This is a genomic window from Acinetobacter gandensis, assembly GCF_001678755.1.
Classification (GTDB): domain Bacteria; phylum Pseudomonadota; class Gammaproteobacteria; order Pseudomonadales; family Moraxellaceae; genus Acinetobacter; species Acinetobacter gandensis.
In genome coordinates this window covers 191,354-216,408 of the sequence record NZ_LZDS01000023.1, presented here as the reverse complement: position 1 = coordinate 216,408, position 25,055 = coordinate 191,354, and the positions used below count along the sequence as shown (strand labels likewise).

General features: G+C 40.5%; 27 protein-coding genes. 15 read left to right on the top strand and 12 right to left on the bottom strand.

The window, feature by feature from the left end:
* The first annotated feature begins 178 nt into the window (after positions 1-178).
* The 3 genes from A9J31_RS08165 to A9J31_RS08155 all read left to right on the top strand — a co-directional run bounded on the left by A9J31_RS08165 (position 179) and on the right by A9J31_RS08155 (position 3,416).
* Entirely contained in the window at positions 179-1,090 is a 912-nt protein-coding gene (locus A9J31_RS08165) for a DMT family transporter (RefSeq protein ID WP_067763921.1), read from the top strand.
* 271 nt (positions 1,091-1,361) lie between these two features.
* Positions 1,362-2,303: a cation diffusion facilitator family transporter gene (locus A9J31_RS08160; protein ID WP_067763918.1), complete on the top strand. Its 942-nt coding sequence runs from the start codon at positions 1,362-1,364 to the stop codon at positions 2,301-2,303.
* Between the two features lie 57 nt (positions 2,304-2,360).
* On the top strand, positions 2,361-3,416 hold the full coding sequence (locus A9J31_RS08155; protein WP_067764155.1) for an MBL fold metallo-hydrolase: 1,056 nt from the start codon (positions 2,361-2,363) through the stop codon (positions 3,414-3,416).
* Positions 3,417-3,497: 81 nt separating this feature from the next.
* Here A9J31_RS08155 and A9J31_RS08150 read toward each other — a convergent pair whose 3' ends face one another.
* Positions 3,498-5,018 (bottom strand): catalase, encoded by a 1,521-nt coding sequence (locus A9J31_RS08150; RefSeq protein ID WP_067763915.1) that lies wholly within the window; start codon positions 5,016-5,018, stop codon positions 3,498-3,500.
* A gap of 880 nt (positions 5,019-5,898) precedes the next feature.
* Here A9J31_RS08150 and A9J31_RS08145 point away from each other — a divergent pair.
* Positions 5,899-7,125, top strand: coding sequence for an alpha/beta fold hydrolase (locus tag A9J31_RS08145; protein ID WP_067763912.1), 1,227 nt, complete (start codon positions 5,899-5,901; stop codon positions 7,123-7,125).
* Positions 7,126-7,329: 204 nt separating this feature from the next.
* Here the strand turns inward: A9J31_RS08145 and A9J31_RS08140 are convergent, their stop codons facing one another.
* The gene (locus A9J31_RS08140; RefSeq protein WP_067764153.1) at positions 7,330-7,935 is read right to left on the bottom strand and encodes a TetR/AcrR family transcriptional regulator; all 606 of its coding nucleotides are present in this window, start codon (positions 7,933-7,935) and stop codon (positions 7,330-7,332) included.
* A gap of 92 nt (positions 7,936-8,027) precedes the next feature.
* Between A9J31_RS08140 and A9J31_RS08135 the strand changes: the two genes are divergently transcribed.
* Together A9J31_RS08135 and A9J31_RS08130 are read left to right on the top strand one after the other, a co-directional pair.
* Positions 8,028-9,701, top strand: coding sequence for an acyl-CoA dehydrogenase family protein (locus tag A9J31_RS08135; RefSeq protein ID WP_067763909.1), 1,674 nt, complete (start codon positions 8,028-8,030; stop codon positions 9,699-9,701).
* Between the two features lie 178 nt (positions 9,702-9,879).
* Complete coding sequence (locus tag A9J31_RS08130; protein ID WP_067764150.1) at positions 9,880-10,080, top strand: DUF7230 family protein; 201 nt, start codon at positions 9,880-9,882, stop codon at positions 10,078-10,080.
* Between the two features lie 22 nt (positions 10,081-10,102).
* Here the strand turns inward: A9J31_RS08130 and A9J31_RS15855 are convergent, their stop codons facing one another.
* The 5 genes from A9J31_RS15855 to A9J31_RS08110 form a co-directional block, all read right to left on the bottom strand.
* Positions 10,103-10,375 (bottom strand): DJ-1/PfpI family protein, encoded by a 273-nt coding sequence (locus A9J31_RS15855; RefSeq protein WP_281181682.1) that lies wholly within the window; start codon positions 10,373-10,375, stop codon positions 10,103-10,105.
* Positions 10,376-10,387: 12 nt separating this feature from the next.
* Positions 10,388-10,684 (bottom strand): type 1 glutamine amidotransferase family protein, encoded by a 297-nt coding sequence (locus A9J31_RS15850; protein ID WP_245668216.1) that lies wholly within the window; start codon positions 10,682-10,684, stop codon positions 10,388-10,390.
* A gap of 67 nt (positions 10,685-10,751) precedes the next feature.
* Positions 10,752-11,180 carry a hypothetical protein gene (locus tag A9J31_RS08120; protein ID WP_162270484.1) on the bottom strand — a complete coding sequence of 143 codons (429 nt, stop codon included), beginning with the start codon at positions 11,178-11,180 and terminating at the stop codon, positions 10,752-10,754.
* A gap of 79 nt (positions 11,181-11,259) precedes the next feature.
* On the bottom strand, positions 11,260-13,557 hold the full coding sequence (ptsP, locus tag A9J31_RS08115) for a phosphoenolpyruvate--protein phosphotransferase (RefSeq protein WP_067763889.1): 2,298 nt from the start codon (positions 13,555-13,557) through the stop codon (positions 11,260-11,262).
* A gap of 77 nt (positions 13,558-13,634) precedes the next feature.
* On the bottom strand, positions 13,635-14,114 hold the full coding sequence (locus A9J31_RS08110; RefSeq protein WP_067763886.1) for an RNA pyrophosphohydrolase: 480 nt from the start codon (positions 14,112-14,114) through the stop codon (positions 13,635-13,637).
* Between the two features lie 181 nt (positions 14,115-14,295).
* Here A9J31_RS08110 and A9J31_RS08105 point away from each other — a divergent pair, with 181 nt between their 5' ends.
* From A9J31_RS08105 to A9J31_RS08095, 3 genes are all read left to right on the top strand, one after another.
* Complete coding sequence (locus A9J31_RS08105; RefSeq protein ID WP_067763883.1) at positions 14,296-14,952, top strand: HAD family hydrolase; 657 nt, start codon at positions 14,296-14,298, stop codon at positions 14,950-14,952.
* A 99-nt stretch (positions 14,953-15,051) separates the two neighbouring features.
* Positions 15,052-15,531: a DUF2628 domain-containing protein gene (locus A9J31_RS08100; RefSeq protein WP_067763879.1), complete on the top strand. Its 480-nt coding sequence runs from the start codon at positions 15,052-15,054 to the stop codon at positions 15,529-15,531.
* A gap of 100 nt (positions 15,532-15,631) precedes the next feature.
* Entirely contained in the window at positions 15,632-15,874 is a 243-nt protein-coding gene (locus tag A9J31_RS08095; protein WP_067763876.1) for a DUF2789 family protein, read from the top strand.
* 63 nt (positions 15,875-15,937) lie between these two features.
* Here A9J31_RS08095 and A9J31_RS08090 read toward each other — a convergent pair whose 3' ends face one another.
* A complete protein-coding gene (locus A9J31_RS08090) occupies positions 15,938-16,801 on the bottom strand; it encodes a LysR family transcriptional regulator (RefSeq protein WP_067763872.1) in 864 nt (287 codons plus the stop codon).
* 645 nt (positions 16,802-17,446) lie between these two features.
* Here A9J31_RS08090 and A9J31_RS08085 point away from each other — a divergent pair.
* Positions 17,447-17,644, top strand: a complete 198-nt coding sequence (locus A9J31_RS08085; protein ID WP_067763869.1) for a hypothetical protein — start codon at positions 17,447-17,449, stop codon at positions 17,642-17,644.
* Positions 17,645-17,745: 101 nt separating this feature from the next.
* Here A9J31_RS08085 and A9J31_RS08080 read toward each other — a convergent pair whose 3' ends face one another.
* Positions 17,746-17,982, bottom strand: a complete 237-nt coding sequence (locus A9J31_RS08080) for a DUF2061 domain-containing protein (RefSeq protein ID WP_067763865.1) — start codon at positions 17,980-17,982, stop codon at positions 17,746-17,748.
* A 355-nt stretch (positions 17,983-18,337) separates the two neighbouring features.
* On the opposite strand from A9J31_RS08080, the gene leuC reads away from it, so the two are divergent.
* The 4 genes from leuC to leuB all read left to right on the top strand — a co-directional run bounded on the left by leuC (position 18,338) and on the right by leuB (position 22,236).
* Entirely contained in the window at positions 18,338-19,771 is a 1,434-nt protein-coding gene (gene leuC / locus A9J31_RS08075) for a 3-isopropylmalate dehydratase large subunit (RefSeq protein ID WP_067763862.1), read from the top strand.
* Positions 19,772-19,795: 24 nt separating this feature from the next.
* Positions 19,796-20,446, top strand: coding sequence for a 3-isopropylmalate dehydratase small subunit (gene leuD, locus A9J31_RS08070; RefSeq protein ID WP_067763859.1), 651 nt, complete (start codon positions 19,796-19,798; stop codon positions 20,444-20,446).
* Between the two features lie 105 nt (positions 20,447-20,551).
* Positions 20,552-21,115 (top strand): hypothetical protein, encoded by a 564-nt coding sequence (locus A9J31_RS08065; protein WP_067763855.1) that lies wholly within the window; start codon positions 20,552-20,554, stop codon positions 21,113-21,115.
* A gap of 41 nt (positions 21,116-21,156) precedes the next feature.
* Complete coding sequence (gene leuB / locus A9J31_RS08060; RefSeq protein WP_067763852.1) at positions 21,157-22,236, top strand: 3-isopropylmalate dehydrogenase; 1,080 nt, start codon at positions 21,157-21,159, stop codon at positions 22,234-22,236.
* 94 nt (positions 22,237-22,330) lie between these two features.
* Here the strand turns inward: leuB and A9J31_RS08055 are convergent, their stop codons facing one another.
* From A9J31_RS08055 to infA, 3 genes are all read right to left on the bottom strand, one after another.
* On the bottom strand, positions 22,331-22,765 hold the full coding sequence (locus A9J31_RS08055; RefSeq protein ID WP_245668215.1) for a hypothetical protein: 435 nt from the start codon (positions 22,763-22,765) through the stop codon (positions 22,331-22,333).
* Positions 22,766-23,015: 250 nt separating this feature from the next.
* On the bottom strand, positions 23,016-23,231 hold the full coding sequence (locus tag A9J31_RS15655; protein ID WP_162270483.1) for a hypothetical protein: 216 nt from the start codon (positions 23,229-23,231) through the stop codon (positions 23,016-23,018).
* Between the two features lie 249 nt (positions 23,232-23,480).
* The gene (infA, locus tag A9J31_RS08045) at positions 23,481-23,702 is read right to left on the bottom strand and encodes a translation initiation factor IF-1 (RefSeq protein ID WP_004692529.1); all 222 of its coding nucleotides are present in this window, start codon (positions 23,700-23,702) and stop codon (positions 23,481-23,483) included.
* 231 nt (positions 23,703-23,933) lie between these two features.
* On the opposite strand from infA, the gene A9J31_RS08040 reads away from it, so the two are divergent.
* Entirely contained in the window at positions 23,934-24,941 is a 1,008-nt protein-coding gene (locus A9J31_RS08040) for an AraC family transcriptional regulator (RefSeq protein ID WP_067763848.1), read from the top strand.
* The last annotated feature ends 114 nt before the right edge of the window (positions 24,942-25,055 follow it).

Genomic DNA, 25,055 nt, shown 5'->3' with positions numbered 1-25,055 from the left:
GCGCTGGCGATGCCTTACTTTTAAAAGATTAAAAGTAACAAAAATCTTTTGATCGTTTGAGGATACTTCCGTGTATTCCAAACGATCGGGCGGCATCCATGCCGCCATCAGTATTGTTGATACCGGATTGAACATAAATTGAGTTCAGTTCTTTTTGATAAATTTAATTGAGCAATTTATGAATTCAAACTCAACGCCAATATTGGTGACGGCAAGTATATATGCTCTTTTGGTACTGATTTGGGCGACGACGCCGCTCGCGATTGTGTGGAGTGTGCAGGAAATACATCCGATGTGGGTGTTGATTATCCGTTACTTCGGCGCATCTATTATTGCGCTGTTTCTGTTGAAATTGATGCGTGATCCTTTGCCGTTTGATGAAACCTCATTAAAAAGTTATGTGGCTGGGAGTTTGAATTTGATTGGCGCACAGTTGTTTATTTATCTCGCAGCCAATTATCTCACCTCTGGTTTAATGGCACTGATTTTTGGTTTTTCACCCTTAATTGCCGGTTTGATTGGGCATGTTATTTTAAAAACACATAAATTGGTCGCTTTGCAGTGGTTGGGCATGGCGGTTGCAGTGGGTGGTCTAACTTTTGTCTTTGCAGATTCTGCTGATAGCAAAGTCAATCCAATTGGCGTTGTATTGATGCTAATCAGTATGGTGTCATATATCAGTTCGATTTTTTGGGTGAAACAGATTAACGCACCGTTAAAACCGATGTCTCAGGCAACAGGTTCTCTGATTGTTTCTGCCTTGGGTTCGGTACTCATCATTCCTTTTATCTGGCAGCATTTTCCAACTGCGTTACCAAGTGGTCGTGCCATGATCGGTTTTGTCTTTACTATGATCATGTCATCCATTGTAGCGATGCTGTGTTACTTCTGGCTGATCAAACGTTTGGCGGCATCAACAGTGTCCCTCAGTAATGTGATGACACCTGTCATAGCATTAGTTTTGGGAGCGACGTTGAACAGTGAACATATTAGCTCCAATGCCTTTGTTGGAATCGTCGTCGTGATGTTTGGTATTGTGATGTACTTTTGGAAAGAGTGGCGCGAGCAACATATTAATAAAGTACATTGAATCGCGTACATCTACAGAATTATAAGGAAGCTGTGGCTTCCTTTTTTATGTGTATTTTTCATATTTTGAATGGTTCAATTATTTCGGAATAGTCTGAGGTTTCACATGGAACATTTTAAATATAAGCAACTTATAAACTGATGAAACAATCGACACTTGCTCTAAAAACAACAAAATAACAAACAACAGCAACAGTCAGTTTGAGTACTATGGAATGAGCCATAAAATCAAATAGATCTGTTTGATAACAATAAGTTTAGGACAAATTTGAATGTCTGAATCCAATAAAATCGTGGTTTATGCAGCGCTCTTCGGCAATTTAGCGATTGCACTGGTGAAGTTTGTCGCTGCTTATATCACGAATAGTTCGGCCATGCTCAGTGAAGCAATTCACTCAGTGGTCGATACGCTGAATGAAGTCTTACTGCTGTACGGTATGAAGAAATCTCAGCAGTCAGCTAACTCGCGACATCCGTTTGGTTACGGACGGGAGTTATATTTTTGGGCATTTATTGTGGCATTACTGGTCTTTGCATTAGGCGCAATCGTCTCAATTTATCAGGGGATTCTTCATATTTATCACCCTGAAGCCATGAGTAACCCAATGATTAACTATATTGTGTTAGGCATTGCGATTTTATGTGAGGGGACGTCTTGGTTTGTGGCACTCAAAGCCTTTCGAAAGGTAAAGGGTAAGCAAGGTTATTTCGAAGCATTTCGACGCAGTAAAGATCCCACGACCTTTACCGTTTTGTTTGAAGATACAGCTGCATTAATCGGTTTGTTCATTGCTTTGATTGGTATTTATTTATCACATGCGCTGAATATGCCAATGCTTGATGGTTTGGCTTCGGTTTTAATTGGCGTGGTATTGGCCATCTCTGCGATTTTGTTGGCACGTGAGACTAAAGGATTGCTTATGGGGGAAACTGCCGATCCACAGTTAAGGCATAATGTCTTAAACGTGGCGGAACTAGATCCAGCTGTACATTCTGCTAACGGAGTATTAACAGAGCAAATGGGCGCACATCAAGTCATTGCCTCATTGAGTCTTGAATTTAAAGATAATTTAACGTCAGATGAGATTGAAGCATGCGTCAACAGAATTGAAGCACAAATTAAACAGCTTCACCCTGAAATTGTGGCACTCTTTGTCAAACCACAGTCTAAAGTGGTCTGGCAGGAACGTATGAAAGGTCGTCTTGAACAGTAGGTCGCAGAGTCTTCAACTTTGCAAAATCTGTCAGCTCAGTGAATGAATTTAAAATACATGAATCCAAAAACACAAAAAGCTCAGTTTCAAATCGCAACCGAAAGTTGTATGAAGCATACATGGACCAAGCCAGTCTTTGATTATCTGGCGAGTGACCATTTTAATGGGGAAAAGTTTTTCAATACACTGCGCAATCCTGAGCCTTTCACCCGAAAAGATATGCTGAAATGGATCATGACGCGTAAAAGTGATACTTGGAAAGTGGATCGAGAGAAAGAGTATCAGCAGTTTTATGCTGCTTCGCGGAGCATTCCACAAAACCGTCCATTGGCGAAAATGGATGATTGGTTGGTTTGGTTTGTGGGCCATGCCACCGTTTTAATTCAAATTGGACCTTATAACTTTTTGACCGATCCCGTTTGGGCTGAGTATGCAGGCCCACGTCAGGGCACAGGGCCTCGTCGTGCCTGTCCTGCAGGTATTGCTTTAGAAGAACTACCAACGATTCATGGTGTCTTACTGAGTCATAATCATTATGATCATATGGATTTAGCGACGCTGAATTGGTTACATGAACAATTTGCAATGCCAATCTATACAGGATTAGGTAATGGCTATTATCTACCTGAACATCTCAATGTCATCGAGTTGGATTGGTGGCAGTCGGAAATGTTTGAGGATTTACGCATTGTCTATACGCCTGCACAGCATGGTTCAGGACGTGGCTGGCGTGATCAAAATCATGCCTTATGGGGTGGTTTTTCAATTGTTCATAGTACAGGTCATTTCTTCTTTGCAGGAGATACGGGCTATGCAGCGCATTTTAAGCAAATTTATAGCCGTCTAGGTGCACCACGGGTGTCATTACTACCAATTGGGGCGTATGAACCACGCCGTTTAATGACCTATTTGCACATGAATCCTGAAGAAGCATTTCAAGCGCATAAGGATTTACAATCTAAATGCTCCCTGGCTATGCACTATCGCACTTTTCAGTTGACCGATGAAGCACGCGAACAACCTGAGCATGATCTACACAAAGCGATGCGCAAAACTTCAAAATTAATGAATCCATTTTTGACTTTACATGAAGGTAAAAAATTGATTGTTTAAGGATTAATCAGAAGTTGATTGAAATATTTAATGCCATAAAAAACCACCTCGAAAGGTGGTTTTTTATATTTATTTAAAGCATTAAAGTAGGCCTGGGTTGCCTTGAGCTGGATCAGTTGCACGAGCAGCTTGCGCATCCGCTACGGTTAAGCCTAATGCTTTCGCAACACCTTCACCATAAGCCGGTTCACATGCGTAGCAGTTACGGATATGACGGTATTTGATGAAGTCGAGTGCATCGCCCATTGCACCAGCAGTGTTATTAAACAATGCTTGTTTTTGTTCATCATTCATTAAGTTGAATAATGCACGTGGTTGACTGAAATAGTCGCTGTCATCTTCGCGGTAATCCCACAAATCAGCATCACCAGTAATTTTCAATGGTGGTTCTTTGTATTGTGGTTGCTCTTGCCATTGGCTGAAGCTATTTGGTTCATAATGCGGTGTTGCACCATAGTTACCATCCATACGGCCTTGACCATCACGACGGTTCGAGTGAACAGGACAACGTGGTGCATTCACAGGAATTTGGTAATGGTTTACACCCACACGGTAACGTGCAGCATCCGCATAGTTGAATAAACGCGCTTGCAGCATGCGGTCAGGTGAGAAACTAATGCCTGGAACCAAGTTGCTTGGTGCAAACGCGGCTTGTTCTACATCGTGGAAATAGTTTTCAGGGTTACGGTTGAGTTCGAATTCACCCACTTCAACCAATGGATAGTCACCTTTAGGCCATACTTTGGTTAAATCGAATGGGTGATAAGGTACTTTTTCTGCATCAAGTTCAGGCATGATTTGAACGTACATTTTCCATTTCGGGAAATCGCCGCGTTCAATTGCATCGAACAAGTCTGTTTGTGAGCTTTCACGGTCTTTGGCAATAATCGCTTCAGCTTCAGCATCGGTTAAATTTTTAATGCCTTGTTGAGTGCGCATGTGGAATTTAACCCAGAAGCGTTCATTATTGGCATTAATAAAACTGAAGGTATGGCTACCAAAACCATGCATATGACGGTAACCATCTGGAATACCGCGGTCAGACATCACAATCGTAACTTGGTGTAGAGCTTCAGGAAGTAAAGTCCAGAAATCCCAGTTATTTGTTGCACTACGCTTATTGGTTTTTGGATCACGTTTCACTGCTTTATTTAAGTCAGGGAATTTACGTGCATCACGTAGGAAGAAGACAGGCGTATTATTACCAACTAAATCCCAGTTACCTTCTTCAGTATAGAATTTAAGGGCAAAACCACGAATATCGCGTTCTGCATCTGCAGCACCACGCTCACCCGCTACGGTAGAGAAACGAGCAAAAAGTTCAGTTTTTTTACCAACTTCTGAGAAAATTTTAGCGCGGGTATATTGGGTAATATCGTTAGTCACGGTAAACGTACCGAAAGCACCAGAACCTTTAGCATGCATACGACGCTCTGGAATTACTTCACGAACGAAATTACCGAGTTTTTCATTAAGCCATAAATCTTGGGCAAGTAAAGGACCACGTGCACCTGCCGTCATACTGTTCTGGTTGTCTACAACAGGAGCACCAGCATCAGTTGTTAGGTGGGTGACAGGACATTTTTTAACGTCGTCGCTCATTGAGTATCTCCATTATTATGATCATGTATTAAAGTTGGGAGCTATAACTTTTCAATTGATAACACGCTCAACAGCACATGACATTAACCGTTTTGTTAATTCATTTTAAAGTGACAATGTGACAACAGTTTTTCTCTCATTCTAAAATTTTTCAAGCAGCAATCAATCGAAGAGAAGTCATAAAACTGTAGCCGTTAAAAGCTTAAAAATCTTTATTTACTTATTGACTCTAAAGCTTTCTGTGGCTTTTGACAAATGGAAAAATAGTTTTGAATAAATGGTTAATTCGATGAATCAAGTTGTTGAATTTAAATTATTTGTTTATATATTTTGTTTTAATATTTTATCGATGAATTAAACTCAAATATGTTGCTATGATAGGTAGAAGAGGACGAACTAATTAAATCCATATTTTTATTATGGATTTTAGTCTTAATATAGGTTTTTTTAGCTGATTCTAGTTAATGAAAGACATTTTTGAGCTATTAATATTGGAGCGTTTTTCAACATTAAAGACACTATTTAATACTTAAATAAGCTGAAAATACAGCTGAAGAAATATTGGCAAGTGGATTACGTCGTTTAAAAAAATGTAAATAAATTTTTATGGATTGATGCCAGTTGGTACAGCTATCTTTAACTTTTACGAAATACATAAAACGATTTTATGTACTAAGCTGGACTTTTTATAAAAAGCCTTTAATTAGGGCTAAGCGGAATTGAAAAAGTGGGCTAATTGAAAAGAGGGTTGAAAGCACCATTTATAGTTTGTAAAAAATCGATATGTAGCTGTAAGACAAGAATTAAATAAACAGTGATTATGAGTTTCTTATTTTTAGATAAACAACGTGTAACTTGAATGAACGTTCAGAGGTTTATTATGTTGAATCAAAGAAAACATTTATCAAAGTTCTCCAGCGCCTTAGTCATTGCTGGCTCAATTGTTGGCTTAAGTGCAACTGAATTATATGCGGCAGATACAGTGATGCCTAAAGCTAATATTTCTCAAACTCAAAACAATATTGCAGCATTGTTGCCAGGTTCGATGTTATCACTGCAACTTGAGTCGATTCCTACATCATATCAACATGCTGGGCAACGTTATGTGATCACGTATCGTAGTCGAGGGGTTAATGGCGAACCCATTGTGACTTCGGGTTATATTTTACTACCTAAAGGACAAGCACCTAAACAAGGCTGGCCCGTATTGGCATGGGCACATGGCACGACTGGTGTGGCTGATACATGTGCTCCATCAAGTGATTATGCAGGTGGGCCTGTGCATAGTTTGCAAGAAGTCATTGATGGTGCACTCGACAGTTGGTTGATGCGTGGCTATGCGGTGATTGCAACAGATTATCAAGGACTGGGTACACCGGGGATGCATCCTTATATGAATGCAGCCAGTCAAGTTTATAATGTGGTGGATTCTGTGCGTGCATTGCATTCTTGGAAGCCGAAGCAGTTTAGTAAAGATTGGGTGGTGATGGGGCATAGTCAAGGTGGTGCAGCTGCTATTGCGGTTGCAGCTCAGGGGCAAAAAGATGCGCCTGAATTGAATCTTAAAGCTGCAATCGCCTTGGCACCGGGTGGTTATCAATATGAAGGCATTGCTGAATACGTACAAACCAATCCAAATCCAGATACCAATGTAGCGGCATTTTTCCCAATCGTGTTGTTGGGAGCAGCCGCAGCAGATCCATCGATCAATGTAGATCAACTGGTTAGTCCAGATATGCAGTCTTTACTAAATCAGGCCCGTAAACGCTGTTTGTCAGAACTACAAACTGAGTTAGAACAAGCACCTCAGCCAATCTTTAAAAAAGATGCAGACTTAAAGCCTTTATTAAGCTACTTAAAACGACAGTCGATTGAATATATGAAGCCAACCGTACCATTGATGTTTGTTCAGGGTACAGCAGACCATTTGGTCGATCATCGCGATACACAAAGTTATTACCAGCAAGTGTGCAAACAAAAATTGCCAGCGGTCTATCATGCGATCCCAAATGGCGATCATCGAGATGCATTACGCCATAGCCCGAAATATACGGCTGAGTTTTTAAAGAGCTTAGAACACGGCAGCATTGCAAAGGCGTGTAAATGAGATAAGTTAGCTGGCAATAAAAGCTTAACTTCTAAAGCACTTTTATTGCCGGATAAGCAAAGTGATGAATGATTTTCTTCTGCCGTAAAAATAAATTTCCTAAATATCTAAAAAAACCGGTTTAAGAGCCGGTTTTTTTATAAATAACATGACTTTATTTTATTAACCAATGCATTTGAAACGTCAGCAACTTGTCCGTGAGGTCTAATCGCGCAACATATGAATTATATCTCGCTCTAAATCATGCCATTTCGCAAACTCAGGGGTTACTAACAAGCTCTGCGAAATAAATCCGTAACACACTCGCTGAAAATTCAACGCCAGCCGATCAAGCGCAATTTCAGCTTTAAAATGTGTCAAAATCGTGCGCCACATCTCTACCATCATGGCATAGCTTTTTTGATAGATTTCAATACTAGAAATCTGTCGTTCTAACAAAAATACCTGTGCCCATAAAAATTGCTGTGCTTTAACTTGCTTAATTTGAAAATGAATCATGTGCTGAACATAAGCAGATAAGTCCAAATTTGTGGATAACTTCATCAGCGATTGTGCATAAGTTTTCATCTGTTCGGCATTGTGTTTCACATGTAAATGAATAGTCAGCGCAATCAAATCTTCTTTTTTTGAAAAATACTCATAAAAGGTGCCTAAACCGACACCTGCGAGATCAGTAATTTCACGAATGGTAATTTTGTCGGCAGGCCGTTCATGCAAAAGCCGAACAAAACTTTCTTGCAATGCCTCTTGCGTGAGCTTGGCGCGTGATTGACGAGGCTTACGTCGTACGTTTATCTCAGAATGTTTCATAAAGAAAGGCCAAGAAAAGCCGAACATATAGCAGTAAATAATTGTCTATACTGAAATGAAATGGAGATAAGAACAAGCAGGAAATATAAACAATGCAGACATCAAATCCGACATTCGATCAGGCATGGATGACCCATCAAATTACGAATCAATTTGATGAATTGGAAAACTATAATCTATTTTCCAGTGATACGGTTTTACACGAAATATTAAAACGTTATGGCAGTCATGATCAGGCGACATTGTGCGAAATGGGCAAAGCTGTAGGTTCTAGTGAATATTATGAATATGCAGATCTCGCAAATCGCCACACTCCAATTTTACAATCCTTCGATGCGCGTGGACGCCGGAAAGACTACATTGTATTTCATCCCGCATGGCATAAATGGATGAGTCTAAACCGCCAGTTTGATACCCATGCACATCCTTTCAATCAGCCGAATTCTAAAAGTAAATGGGTTGAATGGGCAGCGCGTTTTTATCTAGCGGGGCAGGTCGAGTGTGGCAACTTATGCCCAAATTCGATGACGCTGGGTAGCATTCCACTCATACAACGTGAACCTGAACTTTGGGCAAAAATAGGTGAGAAGCTTTTATCCACCGAATATGATGAGCGTGATGTCCCAATTGCACAGAAAAAGTCGATTTGGCTCGGTATGGGCATGACCGAAAAACAGGGTGGATCGGATGTGCGTGCCAATGAAACCCTTGCTGCACCTATTGCAGAAACAGGTCGAGGCCAAGCTTATTTACTCACAGGGCACAAATGGTTTTTCTCTGCGCCGATGTGTGATGCGCATTTGGTGGTGGCAAAAACCGAGCAAGACGGTTTAGCCTGCTTTTTTGTGCCGCGTTGGTTGGAAGATGGCAGCAAAAATCAAATTCAGGTGCAACGCTTAAAAGAAAAAGTCGGTAACCGTAGCAACTCAAGTTCAGAAGTCGAATTTAAAAATGCGTGGGGTATCATGATTGGCGAAGCAGGGCGTGGGATACCGACTATTATTGAAATGGCCAATTATACACGTTTAACCTGTTCAGTCGGTTCAAGTGCCATGCTACGCCAAGCCCTAGTGCAGAGCATTGCTTATACGCGTCAGCGAAAAGCCTTCGGTAAATTATTGATTGAGCAACCATTGATGCGTGCAGTTTTGGCAGATTTAGCTTTAGAAAGTGAAGCAGCCACTCAGCTCAGTTTTCATTTGGCGCAGTGTTATGAATCCGATGATGCTTTGTCTGTGGCATGGAAGCGTATTATGACCCCAGCGGCTAAGTTCTGGATTTGTAAGCGTACAGTAGAGCTTAGCGGTGAAATGATGGAAGTCTTTGGCGGTAATGGTTATGTAGATAACGGCATCATGGCGCGCATTTTTAAAGAAGCACCTGTGAATACCATTTGGGAAGGTTCAGGCAATGTTATGTGTCTGGATGTGCTGCGTGCAGTTGCACGTGATGCTGAGTCCATCGAAGTATTATTTAAAGATTTAGCCGCCACAGCAAATACAGATGCAACTCTGCAAACCGAGTTACAAGACTTGTTTAAATCATTTCATCAGTCACCTGAAGATTTACAATTTATGGGGCGCAGTTTGGTCAGTCGCTTAACGGTCTTGGCACAAGCGGTATTATTAAAAAGATATGCACCTGACTATGTGGCAGCAGGTTTTATTCAAAGCCGTTATAGCGCTAAACATGGGCAAGTAGTAGGGATGCTGGATGTTAAAATGGTTGATGTAGAGCGTTTATTGGAACGGGCTTTCGCATCTTAAAATGGATTCCCTCTCCCTGTGGGAGAGGGGGGAAATGTGGAAAAGCAAAGTTTTTATGGATTTGCGGCTAACTATGCTGTATCAAAAAGCCATAGGAAAGTGCTTGAAAAAATCTAAAAATAGACCAATATATGCACTACAGCACGAGGGTGCTGTATAGGCAAAAAGGTGAATGCAAATGGCAAAGAAAAAAGTCCTGCCTGAAGTTGAAGTTCGCAACTTTGTGGCAAAACACATGAACGATTTTAACAAAAGCCAAACTTTTGTAGATCGAAAGAAAAATGCAAAACGCGGCTATGCAAAGCACAAAAAAGGGGGATATTCGAATGATTATCTCCCTTTTTATTTCAGTGTATTTTCTCAGTTTTTAGTCTACTAAATGATTCGGCTTCTACATCTATTTAAACAAATTCCACATCATATTCCATACGTTTCGCTGTTTGCTTTGCAATTTCTAGGCCATGCAATTTGGCCACAATATAAAGCGATGCATTGATCCCCGAAGAAATTCCCGCAGCCGTAATGATTTTGCCTTCATCGACATATTTCACATCGCTGAGCACTTCAATTTGCGGATAATCTTGCTTCAAGCGTGCGATATCCATCCAGTGTGTAGTGGCTTTTAAACCATTCAGCAAGCCTGCTTCTGCCAAAATAAATGCACCAGTACAAATCGAAAAAGTTAGTTAAGTTTGTGCATGGCGCTGCAGCAGCCATTGTCGTAACCGCTGGTTATACATCTCGATAGTTTCCGCACCGAGACCACCTGGAATGACCAATAGATCAAGATGTGGGGGCGTGTCTAAGGTGTAATGGCTATTCACTTGTAGACCATTGTGTGCCGTAATTTCAGGCTGCTCAGAAAGGGTAAAGACATTAAATAATTTTTGCTGATCTGACCCGCTACAAATTGAGAATACCTCAAAAGGGCCTGCAAAATCTAAGACTTCAACTTCGTTGAATAATAAGATACCTACGTTCATTCAGTTGGTTCCATGCGGGATTTAGAGCATTGGTTTTGAGTTGAAATTTAGAGCCTTAAAACACCGCTTATTTTGAAAATAAGTCTTCAAACATTTTGTTGAATGCAGATTTTTGTTGAGTTTTGGGCGCTGTGCTTTGATGTTTTACGGCGTCATTAGGTTGTTGGAGTACGTATTCCACTTGATTGGTCAATTGCTCAAACCATGTTGAGTCGCTGTGCTGCGTCTGATTTAGCTGTTTGGCGTGCTGTGCAGCCAGTACCGATGGATCATTTTTACCTAAGCGGCGCTGTTGTGACGCAGTAATTTCTATACCGAGTAAGGGGAGAGTACGAGAGCGGCTGACCGGAGCTTTGGATTTTGTTGGCTTGGTTGGACGTGTATTGACTTGTTGTGCTTGGGCCGGTCTGGGTCGAGTTGAGGATGCTTTTTCAATCGGTGTGTCGTGTTGCAGCTCTAACATTTTTTGTTTGAGTTGCGGATGGATCTTTGTCATATAAAAGGCAATTGCGACAAAAGCCAGAAAAAATAAAAAATCCATCATCACCTCGTTTTATTATTTTACATGAGTGGTCTTAAGCACTCACGATTCGTGTTGCAGATTTCACCATATCGCCGAGACCATGTGTCTTAAAGTAATATTCCATCATACTTTTCACCATCAGTGGATTACTCATGTTCACCGCGCGTTCTAATAGTTCCTTAGCATCAGGCATCGGAACATGACAAATCGCTTTACGCACTTTCAAAATATTGCTTGAACTCATGGATAGGGTGTTGAAGCCCATTGCCATTAATAGAATAGCGGTTAAAGGATCACCTGCCATCTCACCACAAATGCTGATTGGTTTGTCGTATTCATGGCACTGTTGAACTAAACGTGTCAGTGCGCGCAGCACAGCCGGGTGCGAATGTGAATATAAGTTGGCAACGCGTGGATTATTACGGTCAACCGCCAATAAATACTGGGTTAAATCGTTTGAACCCACCGAGAAAAAGTCGACTAATTCTGCGAATTCTTCAATTTGTAAAAGTACACTTGGCACTTCGACCATGATGCCAATTTTAGGTTTGGTAATTTTGACTTGTTCTTCTTCTTGTACAGCCACCCAATCGCGTTCAAGGAGGTATAACGCTTCTTCAACCTCACTAACACTGGTCACCATTGGCAGTAAAATATGTAAGTTATTTAAGCCAATACTCGCTTTGAGCATTGCACGGATTTGCGAAGAAAAAATTTCAGGATGATCAAGGGTAAAACGAATACCACGCCAACCGAGTGCTGAGTTTTCTTCTTCAATGGAGAAATAAGGTAAGTCTTTATCTGCACCAATATCGAGAGTACGCATCACCACGGGTTTATTGGCAAAGTGACTGAGCTGCTGACGGTAAATCGCTCGCTGTTCTTCTTCGCCGGGGAAGCGGTCACGTAGCATAAACGGAATTTCAGAACGATAGAGTCCGACACCTTTGGCACCACGTTGTACACCACGAACTACGTCAATCATGAGGCCTGTATTCACATACAGTTTAACTGCGACACCATCTGGAGTAATGGCATCTTTTGTTTCATATTGCTTTAAATCTTTAGCAATCTGTTCTTCTTCTTTTTGAATTTCTTTATAGCGAGTACGTAAGCGACGTGGTGGATTGATGAATACACGGCCTTGATGCGCATCGACAATCATTTCAACATCATCAAGGGTATTAATTGGAAGTTCTGTTACACCAACAACCGTTGGAATACCAAGGGCACGCGCTACAATGACCATGTGCGAGTTCATTGCCCCTTCAGTGGTGACAATTGCCGCAATTTTATCGACTGGCAGTTCAACCAAAGCTGCCGTGGAAATTTCATCGCCAATTAAAATGCTTTCATCTGTGATTTCACGATGGCTCGCATCGGCTTCTTGCAAGAAAGCTAAAATACGACGACCAAGGTCTTTTAAGTCGGAAACGCGTTCACGTAAGTAGTCATCTTCCATCTGTGCGAACAGTGCGATGTGCTTATCAATGACAATGCGAACAGCACCTTGTGCCCAGTGACCGTCGCGAATTTCGTTTTTAATTTCAGCGGGGAGGGCATTTTCATCCAACATACGTAAGAACACGCTAAATAGTGCACGTTCTTCAGCCATCAAGGCATCTTGCATTTTGTCATCAAGCGACTGAATTTCTTGACGCACCGAATCGATGGCATTATCAAGTAATTCTAATTCCTCACTAATGTCATCGGCTTCGCGGTCTGGTACTGAGGCTAAATCGGCTGGAGGATAGAGGATTACGGCGCGACCCAGTGCGATACCACCTGAACCTGATATACCTTGAAAGGTTTTATATGCTGGCAGATTATTTGGTTTACGGAATACTTCAATATTGCCTACAGCATGTGCATGGGCAATTACCCCTGAGAGTTGTGCACAAAGCGTAACAAGGAAAGATTCTGCTGCTTCAGAGAAGTCTTGAGGTTCTTTGTTTTGAACCACCAATACGCCCATTACTTTTCGGCGGTACATGACAGGTACACCAAGGAAGGAATTATAAATTTCCTCGCCAGTTTCCGGTAAGTACATGAAGCGTTCATGCTTCGGTGCGTTGTCTAGGTTGACGATTTCTTCACGTTGTCCCACCAAACCCACCAGACCCTCACTGGTGTGTAATGAAACATGACCTACAGCCTCAGGGTTTAAACCCTTTGAGGCCATCAGTAAATAACGATGATTACGTTCGTCAAGCAGATAAATGGAGCAAACGTCAACATGCATGGCTTCTGCCACTTGGTTGACCATAATGTCTAATGATTCATGCAAACTGGCTGACGCATTAATCTCTTGGACTATGCGTCTTAACGTATCCAGCTGCATGTTCGACATCGGCTCTGCTCCTTAATTTATTCTGCTTTATTTATAACAACACTCATCTAAAAAATCTGCACAAGCTGGGCAAATTTTTATGGTTTCCGTGGAAGCTGATTGCACAGTTCCACCATGGCTTTGCGGTATACATCACGCTTAAAATTCACGACCTGACCCAATGGATACCAGTAGCTGACCCATTGCCATTGATCAAACTCTGGTGGGTCTGACAAATCCAGCTGAATATTGTGTGCTGAAGCCGTCAGTTTAAGTAAAAACCACTTTTGTTTTTGACCAATACATACAGGGTCTGAATCCGTGCGTATATACCGATGCGGCAAACGATAGCGCAACCACCCTTGGGTTTGTGCTATCACCTGGACGTGTTCGGGCAGTAAGCCAACTTCTTCTCTCAGCTCACGGTAAAGTGCCTGTTCGGGGGTTTCTCCATGTTGGATACCACCTTGTGGAAATTGCCAAGCATTGTGACCAATGCGCTTTGCCCATAAAACTTGTCCAATGTCGTTTGCCAAAATGATCCCGACGTTGGGTCGGAAACCTTCTGAATCGATCATTTGGCTACCTAAAAATTGTGTAATTTATGACTTTGTGCTCGGGGACGTTTATTTCTGTGTCCATCTCGAAAAAGCAAAGTGTAAAAATGTTAAAATTGTTATGATCTTAACGAATTTCTATCGACTAGCGGAGATAGATTTACAATTTTTTTCTTAAATTTCAGCTTTTACGAGTATTTTCATGAAATTGGCACTGTTTGACCTTGATCACACCTTATTAAATACCGACTCAGACCATTCATGGGGAGAGTTTTTGGTCAATGAAGGCTTGGTTGATCCGATTCATCACCGTGCTATGAATGACAAGTTTTATGACGATTATAAAAAAGGTCAGCTTGATCCAATTGCTTACAATGAATTTGTCTTTCAGTTTTTAACGCAGCATGACACCTCTTATTTAACTGAGTTGCATGAACTGTTCATGAAAAAAGTGATTCGTGCACAAATGCGCCCTGAAGGTTTTGCAGCAATTCAACGCCATCAAGAGGCGGGCCATCAATTGGTTGGGATTACAGCAACATCTGATTTTATTACCGCCCCGATTTTCCGTGAGTTTGGTATTACCGAAATTATCGCTACAAATGCAGAAATTGTGGATGGTAAATACACAGGAAAAGTGATCAATACCCCGTGCTACCAAAAGGGCAAATTAGTACGTCTCAATCAATGGCTTGAAGGCCGTGATGTGACGGAATCTTGGGCTTATTCAGATTCAATCAATGATCGATTCTTATTGGAATATGCGGATCATGCGATTGCAGTCAACCCAGATGATCGCTTAGAAATTTTAGCCAAAGAACAGGGCTGGGATATTCAGGATTGGTCAATCCAAGCTTAACAGTTTTACAGCAGTGTCATTTAAAGCACCTTCGGGTGCTTTTTTTATGTAGCGAATATTCGCTACACTAAGCTTAATATTCCTTTAATTTTTCTTTTTATGCAGCCAGCAGAAAATTTTAAACATTTACTACGTATTTTTATTGGGCCAAGAGCAGCACACTATTTAAGTTATCTTGAACAGAAAAATGTGACAACGAAACCATTAGCTTTGAGCTGGGCGGGTTTAATTTTTGGGGTGTATTGGCTGCTATATCGCAAAATGTATAGCTACTTCTTCTTGTGGCTTGCAATTATGTTCGTGGTGGGATTGGTAGTGGAAATTGTTGGACTATCTGTACAATCCATTGCCGCATTGTCATTTGTACCTAACATATTGATTGGCTTGATGGGCAAAGATTTGTACCTCAAATTTGCACAGCAAAAAACCAAAGCTTATATGAATCACCCCAAATACAATGAAAAGGTCTTTGCTGAAGAAGGTGGCGTAAGTCTAGGCGTACCTGTGTTATGGTTATTTATTCAAATCGTGGTGGTGGTGATGTTGAGCCTGCCTTTTATTCATTTTTCACCGCTATAGAATTCTATAATTGAGTACATGGATGTTCCATGTTATATCTCTTAGAGCAGAACAATTGAAGATTAAAACATCCCAATAAAATCGGCTGAGGAGCATAACAATGAGTGTACGTCCACGTATGACGAATCTATTTGAACAGCTAGGCTTGGAGTCAAGCGAAGAAGCAATTGCTTTGTTTATTGTGACCCATCAATTGAGTGCGCATACCAAAATTACTGAAGCTGATTATTGGACTGAGGGGCAGCGTCAATTTTTGGCAGAAAAAATTAAGTCTGATGGTGAATGGGCGATTATTATCGATCAGCTCAATGAATCTTTGCATGAAGATTCAGTGACAAAATAGATTCCTTTTTTTGTTATAAAAAAAGCCACCGTACAGGTGGCTTTTGCTTTGTCTATTGAAGCATTAAATATCTTTCATCAATTCAACTAATTTTTCAGCAGCACGAGATTGGGTACGGCCTGGATGCCAAACAATCCCTAATTTACGATTCATATTCGAAGCTAAATCTAACTGTTTTAAGTCCTGGTTCAATAATGTTTTAGGTAAAACTGACCAACCTAGACCAATCGATACCAACATTCGAATTGATTCAAGAGAATTGTTACTCATGGTTACTTTTGGTTTGAGTCCATGCTTTTCAAATTCAGCTAGAGTGATTTGACTGGTATAAGTCTGTGCAGCAGGCAATAGACTTGGGTATTGAATCAAATCTTCTAAAGTTAAATGTTCAATTTGTGCTAAAGGATGGAAAGGTGATACCACAAATACCAATGGATCATTCCAAGTCGTAATGTATTTCAAACGACTATCACCTTGCGGTGGCAAGGTTAAAAATGCCAATTCAAGATCGCCTGCAAGGACTTGCTCATGTGCTTGTTCTGAATCAACAAAATGCACGTCTAAAGTCACTTCAGGATATTGTTGTACATAGCGCTGTAAGTGGTGTGGCAAATGATGTAAACCAATGTGATGGCTAGTACCAATTTTTAATTTGCCTTGTACCTGACCTTGTTCATGGCTCAAGGTATGGTGAATATCACCCAATTCATTCAACCAGCTTTTTACTTTTGGCAAAAGTGAATTTGCAGCATGCGTAGCTTGTACACCACGACCAGCAGATTCAAATAATTTCACGCCAAAGTATTCTTCTAAACTATGAATACGTTTGGTGACAGCAGGTTGGGTAATGAAGAGTTGATCTGCTGCCAAGGAGATCGAACCAGTTTCCATGACTTTTACAAAGGCTTCAAAGGCTGCGAGATTCATCTTCATTCCTATAAAGAATTTTTATGCTTATATGCATTGTTATAATATTTTAAGAATAAATCAAAGGGAAAGTTGTATCTTTTGATTTAAAACTAAGCATTCATTACGTTTGCTATCATTATTTTGCATAAGTAACACAGGGTTATTTTTATTTAAGTTATCGTTTTCTAATCACTTTAAATAAATTCGTTCCATAAAAGGGCGAATGAGGCGCTTTTAATCATTCATGTCGTGACTAACATCTGGTTACAGCGAGACTCAGCTAAGATTTGAAAAAATGCGCTGAATGAGCAAATTTTCTTTCATTAAAGTTATTTTTTAGATATGTATTTTTTTCTTCATTCGTTGTTACAAAGTCTCTGATTTATGCATTGATGACAATGTGCATAATAGTGTGAGTACAGGCATTGAGGCATGGTTTGAATGTACTCAATGAAGTCAAAGACAACTCGTAACTTAGGCGAATTTCAGTGCTAATTTATAGAAAAATTTAAATAGCAATTTTAAGAATAATAGAAAGGCTGTTTTCGACTTGAATCAACTGTTTGAAGTATTGGCGCGAATCAAATTGAATGATTCTGAACATTAGACATAAAACTGGAAAATGTGCAGAACTTGTTGATATTTTCCTTGAGGGATAAAGATATGGATCTTAAACATATAAAAAATCTACTGGACATTTTTGAAGGTACGGTTGAAAAGCGCTGTGCCGTATATGAACTTGCAGACGATGAAGATGATGAAAATCAAGCCGCAGCTGAATGTAATGCAGCGAAAACACAGTTACTTATTGCAATTGAGCAGTTAGTGCATGCGCATGAAACACAGCAAGATAAATTGTAGTCTCATCGGATTTACAGTTGTGACAATCCTGCTCTATAAACGTGATGCAGAATAAAAAAACCACCCGAGGGTGGTTTTGAACAAGGAACAGCGAAAGGAAATTAAGCGGGAATATTTTCCTGATCAATTTTATCTTTCTTTTCCCAAGCTTTTTCGTGGAAGAAGAAGGCAAATGCTTGAACAGTCGGTTCAAGTAAACTTAAAGTAATAGCCATTGCCCAGCTGCCAGTGACAAAATAACCAACAAGCATCGCAACCGTAATGTGCATGATGTAATAGCTCAATGTTTTCTTAAACATGCGCTGATTGTTTTCGACGAATTTGTTAATGTGTGCCATGAGAATGCTCCTTGTTTAATCAATTCATTTTGGCTTGATTTAATAATAATGATTCTTATTTGCGTTGTAAAAGAGAAATTTCAATTTATCATCATTGAATTTTTTAATTATGCCTTTGCAGAATGATTATGCTTATAAAAATGCAGGCGAAATGTCGAAGAGAAACTAGGCGTTAAGCCAGAATTGGCGCTGTTTTCAGCTAGATAATTAGATTTAAAAAAGCAGTGAAATCACTGACTTTTTATCATTCCTATAAGTTTTTAAACTAATAAAAATGATAAATTAGATTTATGTTAATAGCTCGTTATAATCGATTTAACGAAAGAATTTACCCAGTCCAGTGGAGCAAATCGACATGGCAGGCGAAACCCAAAAAGCACAAACATTGTATGACAAATTGTGGGATGACCATTTAGTAAAACAACGAGATGATGGCTCTTCATTATTATATATCGACCGTCATTTATTGCATGAAGTAACTTCACCACAAGCATTTGAAGGTCTACAGCTTGCAGGTCGTGCACCTTGGCGTTTAAGTGCAAACGTTGCAACACCTGACCATAACGTACCTACTTCTAAAAAAGAACGTTCTGAAGGTATTGCTGGTATTGAAGATGATACTTCACGTATTCAAGTACAAACTTTAGATGATAACTGCAAAACTTTTAATGTTGCGCAATTTGACATTAATGACGTGCGTCAAGGGATTGCACATGTGGTCGGGCCTGAGCAAGGTTTAACTTTGCCTGGTATGACCGTGGTATGTGGTGACTCGCATACTGCGACACATGGTGCATTTGGTTGCTTGGCACATGGTATTGGTACATCTGAAGTTGAACATGTATTGGCAACTCAATGCTTAGTTCAAAAGAAAATGAAAAACATGTTGGTACGTGTTGATGGTCAATTAGGTCAAGGCGTAACATCTAAAGACGTGGTTTTAGCGATTATTGGTAAAATTGGTACCGCAGGTGGTACAGGTCACGCGATTGAATTTGGTGGTCAAGTGTTCCGTGATATGTCGATTGAAGGCCGTATGACCGTATGTAATATGGCAATCGAAGGCGGTGCCCGTGTGGGTATGGTCGCTGTCGATGACAAAACCATTGAATATGTGAAAAATCGTCCTTATGCACCGAAAGGTGAGCAGTGGGATCAAGCAGTTGCATACTGGAATACTTTGCATTCCGATGAAGATGCACACTTTGATACCGTTGTGGTATTGCAAGGTGAAGAAATTGAGCCACAAGTGTCTTGGGGAACGTCTCCTGAGATGGTGATTCCTGTGACTCAAGCTGTGCCAACCTTAGAACAAGCAAAGGATGATGTTCAGCGTAATGACTGGACACGTGCGTATAATTACATGGGTTTAACCGCAGGTCAGGCGTTAGCAGATATTCAATTAGACCGTGTGTTTATTGGTTCTTGCACCAACTCGCGTATTGAAGATATTCGTGCAGCAGCAGAAATTGCAAAAGGCAAAAAAGTTGCATCAAGTATTAAACAAGCGATGGTTGTGCCGGGTTCAGGTTTAGTGAAAGCACAAGCTGAAGCTGAAGGTTTAGACAAGATCTTAATCGAAGCTGGTTTTGAATGGCGTGAGCCAGGTTGTTCAATGTGCTTAGCGATGAACGCTGACAAATTACAACCGGGTGAGCACTGTGCATCAACATCGAACCGTAACTTTGAAGGTCGTCAAGGCAATGGCGGTCGCACTCACTTAGTAAGCCCAGCAATGGCAGCAGCAGCCGCAATTGCAGGTCACTTTGTTGATGTACGTTCTTTCTAATATTGGCAGCTAGGAGCAAACAGCATGAAAAAATATACCGTTGAACAAGGTATCGTTGCACCTTTAGACCGTGCCAATGTCGATACTGATTTAATCATTCCAAAACAGTTCTTGAAATCAATCAAACGCACTGGTTTTGGTGAAAACTTATTTGATGAATTGCGTTATTTAGATGAAGGTTATTTGGGCTTAGATAACTCAAAACGTCCATTAAACCCAGATTTCGCATTAAACCAAGCTCGTTATCAAGGTGCATCAATCTTGATTTCACGTGCCAACTTTGGTTGTGGTTCTAGCCGTGAACATGCGCCGTGGGCTTTGGAAGAATACGGTTTCCGTACTGTGATTGCGCCAAGCTATGCAGACATTTTCTATAACAACAGCTTTAAAAATGGCATGTTGCCCGTGATTTTGTCTGAAGAGATTGTAGATCAACTTTTTAAAGAATGTTTTGCGACTGAAGGCTATCAATTAATCATTGATCTAGAAGCACAAGAAGTTCGTACCCCGACAGGCGAAGCATTCAAATTTGAAGTTGATCCATTTCGCAAACACTGTTTATTAAATGGTTTGGATGATATTGGTCTAACTTTGCAAGCTGCAGATGATATTCGAGCTTATGAAGAAAAAACCAAGCAATCACGACCTTGGGTTTTTGCTGAGATTAAAGCCTAAGTATGGACCAAGAACTTCGCTGTAGTATCTATGTCCAACTCTTGTTAATATCAGACATAACAAAATTTATACGTTAGTCAGAATTGAACAGGTTGGGTTCGAATAATGCGAAAGTTCTTCGGTCAGCTGATTGTTACAGGCGTGGTGCTAGCATCACTGGGTGCATGTCAAACCATTGACACAGCACGCATTAAAAATGTGAAAGAAACTGAAAGCACGAAAAATAATGCAGTCATTCGTTGCGTAGGTCGAGCGACGTGTGAGTTTGAGCGTTTTGATAAATTAATGGTGGTTGATTCGAGTAATCACCACGTTCAACGCGCTGCAATTAAAGCGGGCATTGTCCGTTTAAATGGCCATTCGTTATCAGATCCGAATGCATTATATCTTTCTGTGCCACCGGGACAGCATGAAGTGGTGATTCGATTTTATCCAATTTCAACAGATAAAGCGGAATCTCTGCATGTGATTCATAATTTTAGAGCCAAGCAGCAGTATAGTTTTAAAATGTTCCGTGATCGTTCAAAGCAAAAAGGCAGTTTATTGGCTGTATCTGCGCCAGATCCTTTATGTGTTGATTTGATTCAGGAAAAAAAGACCATTCGACGTTTCTGCCGCCCATACAATGTCTTAACAGGACTTGGTGAGTTCGTAGAAAAAAAACTTTAAATCTGACTGGTAATAAAGCCAGCGTATAAATGGAAACACTCATGTCAAAACATATTTTGATTTTACCAGGTGATGGTATTGGTCCTGAAATCGTGAAAGCGGCTGAACAAGTGCTTACACGTGTGAATGAAAAATTCAACTTAGGTTTGACTTGGGAACAAGGTTTATTAGGTGGCGCAGCAATTGATGCACATGGTTCACCATACCCTGACGTAACAGCAGCGCAAGCAAAAAAAGCTGATGCTATTTTGTTAGGTGCAGTCGGTGGTCCGAAGTGGGATAGTATTGAACGTTCAATCCGTCCAGAACGTGGTTTGTTAAAAATTCGCTCAGAATTAAATTTATTCGCGAATTTACGTCCAGCGATTCTTTATCCACAATTGGCAGATGCTTCAAGTTTGAAACCTGAAATCGTGTCAGGTTTGGATATTCTTATCGTACGTGAATTGACTGGTGGTATTTACTTCGGTCAACCACGTGGTATTCGTGAGCTTGAAAACGGTGAAAAACAAGGTTTCAACACCGACGTTTATGCTGAGTCTGAAATTAAACGTATTGCCAAAGTTGCTTTTGAAATGGCTAACTTACGTGGCGGTAAAGTATGTTCGGTAGATAAAGCCAACGTGCTTGAAGTGACTGAGCTTTGGAAACAAACCGTTACTGCATTGAAAGAAGAACAATACCCAGAAATCAACTTGTCTCATATGTATGTAGACAATGCTGCAATGCAATTGGTACGCGCACCGAAACAGTTTGATGTGATCGTAACTGGTAACTTATTCGGTGATATTTTATCGGACGAAGCGGCGATGTTAACGGGCTCAATTGGTATGTTGCCATCAGCATCTTTGGATGAAAATGGTAAAGGTATGTATGAGCCATGTCATGGTTCTGCGCCTGACATCGCAGGTCAAAACATTGCTAACCCATTAGCGACAATTCTTTCTGTTGCGATGATGCTTCGTTACACATTCCGTGAAGAAGCTGCCGCTAAAGCGATTGAAGATGCTGTAGGTAATGTTTTGGATCAAGGCTTACGTACAGGTGACATTATGTCTGAAGGCAGTACGAAAGTCGGTACAGTGGAAATGGGTCAAGCTGTAGTAACAGCATTGAACTAAGTTTTCATTGAATTGAAAAAACGCAGCTTAACGCTGCGTTTTTTATGTTTTGGAAAAAATGCCGGATAGCAATATATGCAGAGTTACTACTAAATTAGCAAGTTCGCCCAGTGAATTGCACATCGGTCGCAATATTATTTTTCAGTTTGAATTCAATTAAGCAACTTAGCTCGACATCATAACTATGCGTGCCACTCGGAATAGGTACAGCTGCACCACTGCCTATGCCCATAGCAGGATTGTCCGCCATGGGGAGGGGAATACTAACAGGTCGTGCTACTCGGTAACTCAAACGATCTGGATGTAATTCGGCGGGGCTGATATTTTGATAGCCTAATTGGCTTAAATTGAGTTGAGTACGGATCGTCTCACTGGACTTTCCAATAAATGACTCTAAATAGCGATGTCGCTCGTAACTTGGCACTGTTGATGTCGCTGCACAAGCTGACAACAGAATGGCGCTGCAGATAGCTACGGAACCAAAGTGAAGATGCAAAAAACCTAAAGGAAAAATCATGCTTAATTTCATGGAATACAGCCTCACGAAACAACAATAATTCTTAGTTTAATCCGTTGTGAGCGTAATAAGTGTATGAATTTGATATATGGCAACGCTATTAGACCACACTCATATCAAAGCATATTGCAAGAAATCAACATGCCTTTCCAATGTAATGTACAGACTGTACGACATTATTTTCTAATTTAAATTGAATTTGGCATTTCATTTCAACGCTGAGATTGCTTTTAGATGGGGGGAGGTATGGCAGCTCCCATTGTCACGCTTGTGCCGATATTGGGCGTATCAATAGGAACATGCATATGATAAAACCATACATATTATGCAAGATGGTATAAGTGAGTGTATTTTTAGTTTGCACGGTTGCTGCTGCCTGACGATAACCCATTTGGGTTAAATTGAGTTGCTGTTGTACTTGTATGACAGACTGTCCAATATATTGTTGTAGGGATTGATCTAATTTTTCTTGCTTCATTGTTGCACAAGTTGTCAGCGGCAGTGCTATATAAATGCAAAATATTTTTACATGATAAAGTTCTTCATTATTGTTTGTGTTATTGCATCTGGATGAAATTAAAGTAATTGTTACCACGTGTAATTCCATAGGATGAGTGGGATTAAGCTGAATAAATAGTCAAATTTTAAAGTTTTGATCTTTTAGAATTGATTGTGCAGACATTAAAAAAGCCACTATTTTCAGTGGCTTTTTTGCTTTCGCTAAAACTTAGCGTGCACGATAAGTGATACGACCCTTAGATAAATCATAAGGAGTCATTTCTACTTTAACACTATCGCCAGTCAAAATACGGATGTAATGTTTACGCATTTTACCAGAGATGTGAGCAATCACTTCATGACCGTTTTCTAAACGTACACGGAACATAGTATTAGGAAGCGTCTCGGTGACAACGCCTTCGAACTCGATGAGTTCCTCTTTATTGGCCATAGCCTACCTAAAAGAATAAATTGGAAAGGCGCAAATTATAGTCAATTCTTTTGCGAAATACAAGCCATTACAGGTTTTGCAGTGATCGACTGTCAGTTAAATAAGCGAACAAATCAGTTAAATATTTTCTACAAAAAAGATCAGCTAACTGTTGTCAGTTTGGTCAATCGCAGTTAATCTAAATTCAATCTTTTTAGGTATAAATGAAGTACATACAAGGAAGGTTCTGGAGTGGGTCAGCTAACTGATGCATCTGTTGTACTGCGTTTGGGGTATCAAGCGATTCGTCGTGCAGGATTACCAACAGAAGAAATTTTAACAAAAGCGGGTGTCGCTTTAAATCAGGTCGAAACCAATGACCGTACCCCGCTCAACGCGCAATTTGCCTTTTGGGTGGCTGCAGAAGAAGTCAGTAAGGATCCTGACATCGGATTGCATCTCGGTGAACATTTGCCTTTATATCGCGGACAAGTGATTGAGCACCTGTTTATTTCATCTGAAAATTTTGGTGAAGGGCTTAAGCGTGCTTTGGCTTATCAACGTCTAATTAGCGATGCTTTTCATGCCAAATTAGTCATTGAAGATGACCGTTGTTATTTGACCAATGGTGAACAGCCATGGGCAGAAAACATTGTCAATCGCCATTTTTCTGAATGCGCTTTATCTGGCGTTTTACGTTTTTTTAAGTTCATTACAGAAGGGCGTTTTCAACCGATTTATATTGACTTTAATTTTAGTCAGGGTGCATCGGATGATGAATATTTCCGTATTTATGAATGCCCAGTTAGTCTAGGGCAGAAAGAAACGCGTCTGTATTTTGATCCTGCCATTTTGGAATATCAGTTGTGGCAGGCAGAACCTGAGCTATTACAATTACATGAACAATTGGCGATTGAAAAATTGCAGGAATTGGCGCGCTATGACTTGGTGGGTGAAGTTCGACGTGCTATTGGTTCAACTCTTGAAAGTGGGGAAACAACGCTAGAAACAGTCGCTGCTCAGTTGAATATTACACCACGTCGCTTACGTACTCAGTTGTCTGAAGCCAATACCAGCTTCCAGCAAATCTTGTCAGATTATCGCTGTCGTTTAGCGAAAAAACTGTTGGCGAATACCAATGAAAGTGTTGAACGCATTGTCTATTTAACCGGCTTTTCTGAGCCGAGTACGTTCTACCGCGCGTTTAAACGCTGGACCAATGAAACGCCTGTGGAATATCGTAAGCGTAAGCAGCGTTAAGGTTATTCTTCGATAAAATCCTCCCCCAATCCCTCCTTTAATAAAGGAGGAGAGTGCCTCTTATTTTCAAATAGGGGCTTTCTAAACCCAAGTTTAAGATGAAGGATTGCTCCT

Bases quoted from the DNA above. Each gene is read 5' to 3' on its own strand.
- infA (WP_004692529.1), bottom strand. From the start codon at position 23,702: ATGGCCAATAAAGAGGAACTCATCGAGTTCGAAGGCGTTGTCACCGAG.
- ptsP (WP_067763889.1), bottom strand. From the start codon at position 13,557: ATGTCGAACATGCAGCTGGATACGTTAAGACGCATAGTCCAAGAGATT.
- A9J31_RS08150 (WP_067763915.1), bottom strand. From the start codon at position 5,018: ATGAGCGACGACGTTAAAAAATGTCCTGTCACCCACCTAACAACTGAT.
- A9J31_RS08090 (WP_067763872.1), bottom strand. From the start codon at position 16,801: ATGAATCTCGCAGCCTTTGAAGCCTTTGTAAAAGTCATGGAAACTGGT.
- A9J31_RS08130 (WP_067764150.1), top strand. From the start codon at position 9,880: ATGGCAAAGAAAAAAGTCCTGCCTGAAGTTGAAGTTCGCAACTTTGTG.
- A9J31_RS15850 (WP_245668216.1), bottom strand. From the start codon at position 10,684: ATGAACGTAGGTATCTTATTATTCAACGAAGTTGAAGTCTTAGATTTT.
- A9J31_RS08055 (WP_245668215.1), bottom strand. From the start codon at position 22,765: ATGAAATTAAGCATGATTTTTCCTTTAGGTTTTTTGCATCTTCACTTT.
- A9J31_RS15655 (WP_162270483.1), bottom strand. From the start codon at position 23,231: ATGAAGCAAGAAAAATTAGATCAATCCCTACAACAATATATTGGACAG.
- leuB (WP_067763852.1), top strand. From the start codon at position 21,157: ATGTCAAAACATATTTTGATTTTACCAGGTGATGGTATTGGTCCTGAA.
- leuD (WP_067763859.1), top strand. From the start codon at position 19,796: ATGAAAAAATATACCGTTGAACAAGGTATCGTTGCACCTTTAGACCGT.
- A9J31_RS08135 (WP_067763909.1), top strand. From the start codon at position 8,028: ATGCAGACATCAAATCCGACATTCGATCAGGCATGGATGACCCATCAA.
- A9J31_RS08110 (WP_067763886.1), bottom strand. From the start codon at position 14,114: ATGATCGATTCAGAAGGTTTCCGACCCAACGTCGGGATCATTTTGGCA.
- A9J31_RS08065 (WP_067763855.1), top strand. From the start codon at position 20,552: ATGCGAAAGTTCTTCGGTCAGCTGATTGTTACAGGCGTGGTGCTAGCA.
- A9J31_RS08140 (WP_067764153.1), bottom strand. From the start codon at position 7,935: ATGAAACATTCTGAGATAAACGTACGACGTAAGCCTCGTCAATCACGC.
- A9J31_RS08155 (WP_067764155.1), top strand. From the start codon at position 2,361: ATGAATCCAAAAACACAAAAAGCTCAGTTTCAAATCGCAACCGAAAGT.
- A9J31_RS08105 (WP_067763883.1), top strand. From the start codon at position 14,296: ATGAAATTGGCACTGTTTGACCTTGATCACACCTTATTAAATACCGAC.
- A9J31_RS08160 (WP_067763918.1), top strand. From the start codon at position 1,362: ATGTCTGAATCCAATAAAATCGTGGTTTATGCAGCGCTCTTCGGCAAT.
- A9J31_RS08120 (WP_162270484.1), bottom strand. From the start codon at position 11,180: ATGACAAAGATCCATCCGCAACTCAAACAAAAAATGTTAGAGCTGCAA.
- A9J31_RS08095 (WP_067763876.1), top strand. From the start codon at position 15,632: ATGAGTGTACGTCCACGTATGACGAATCTATTTGAACAGCTAGGCTTG.
- A9J31_RS08085 (WP_067763869.1), top strand. From the start codon at position 17,447: ATGGATCTTAAACATATAAAAAATCTACTGGACATTTTTGAAGGTACG.
- A9J31_RS08100 (WP_067763879.1), top strand. From the start codon at position 15,052: ATGCAGCCAGCAGAAAATTTTAAACATTTACTACGTATTTTTATTGGG.
- A9J31_RS08145 (WP_067763912.1), top strand. From the start codon at position 5,899: ATGTTGAATCAAAGAAAACATTTATCAAAGTTCTCCAGCGCCTTAGTC.
- A9J31_RS08080 (WP_067763865.1), bottom strand. From the start codon at position 17,982: ATGGCACACATTAACAAATTCGTCGAAAACAATCAGCGCATGTTTAAG.
- A9J31_RS08165 (WP_067763921.1), top strand. From the start codon at position 179: ATGAATTCAAACTCAACGCCAATATTGGTGACGGCAAGTATATATGCT.
- leuC (WP_067763862.1), top strand. From the start codon at position 18,338: ATGGCAGGCGAAACCCAAAAAGCACAAACATTGTATGACAAATTGTGG.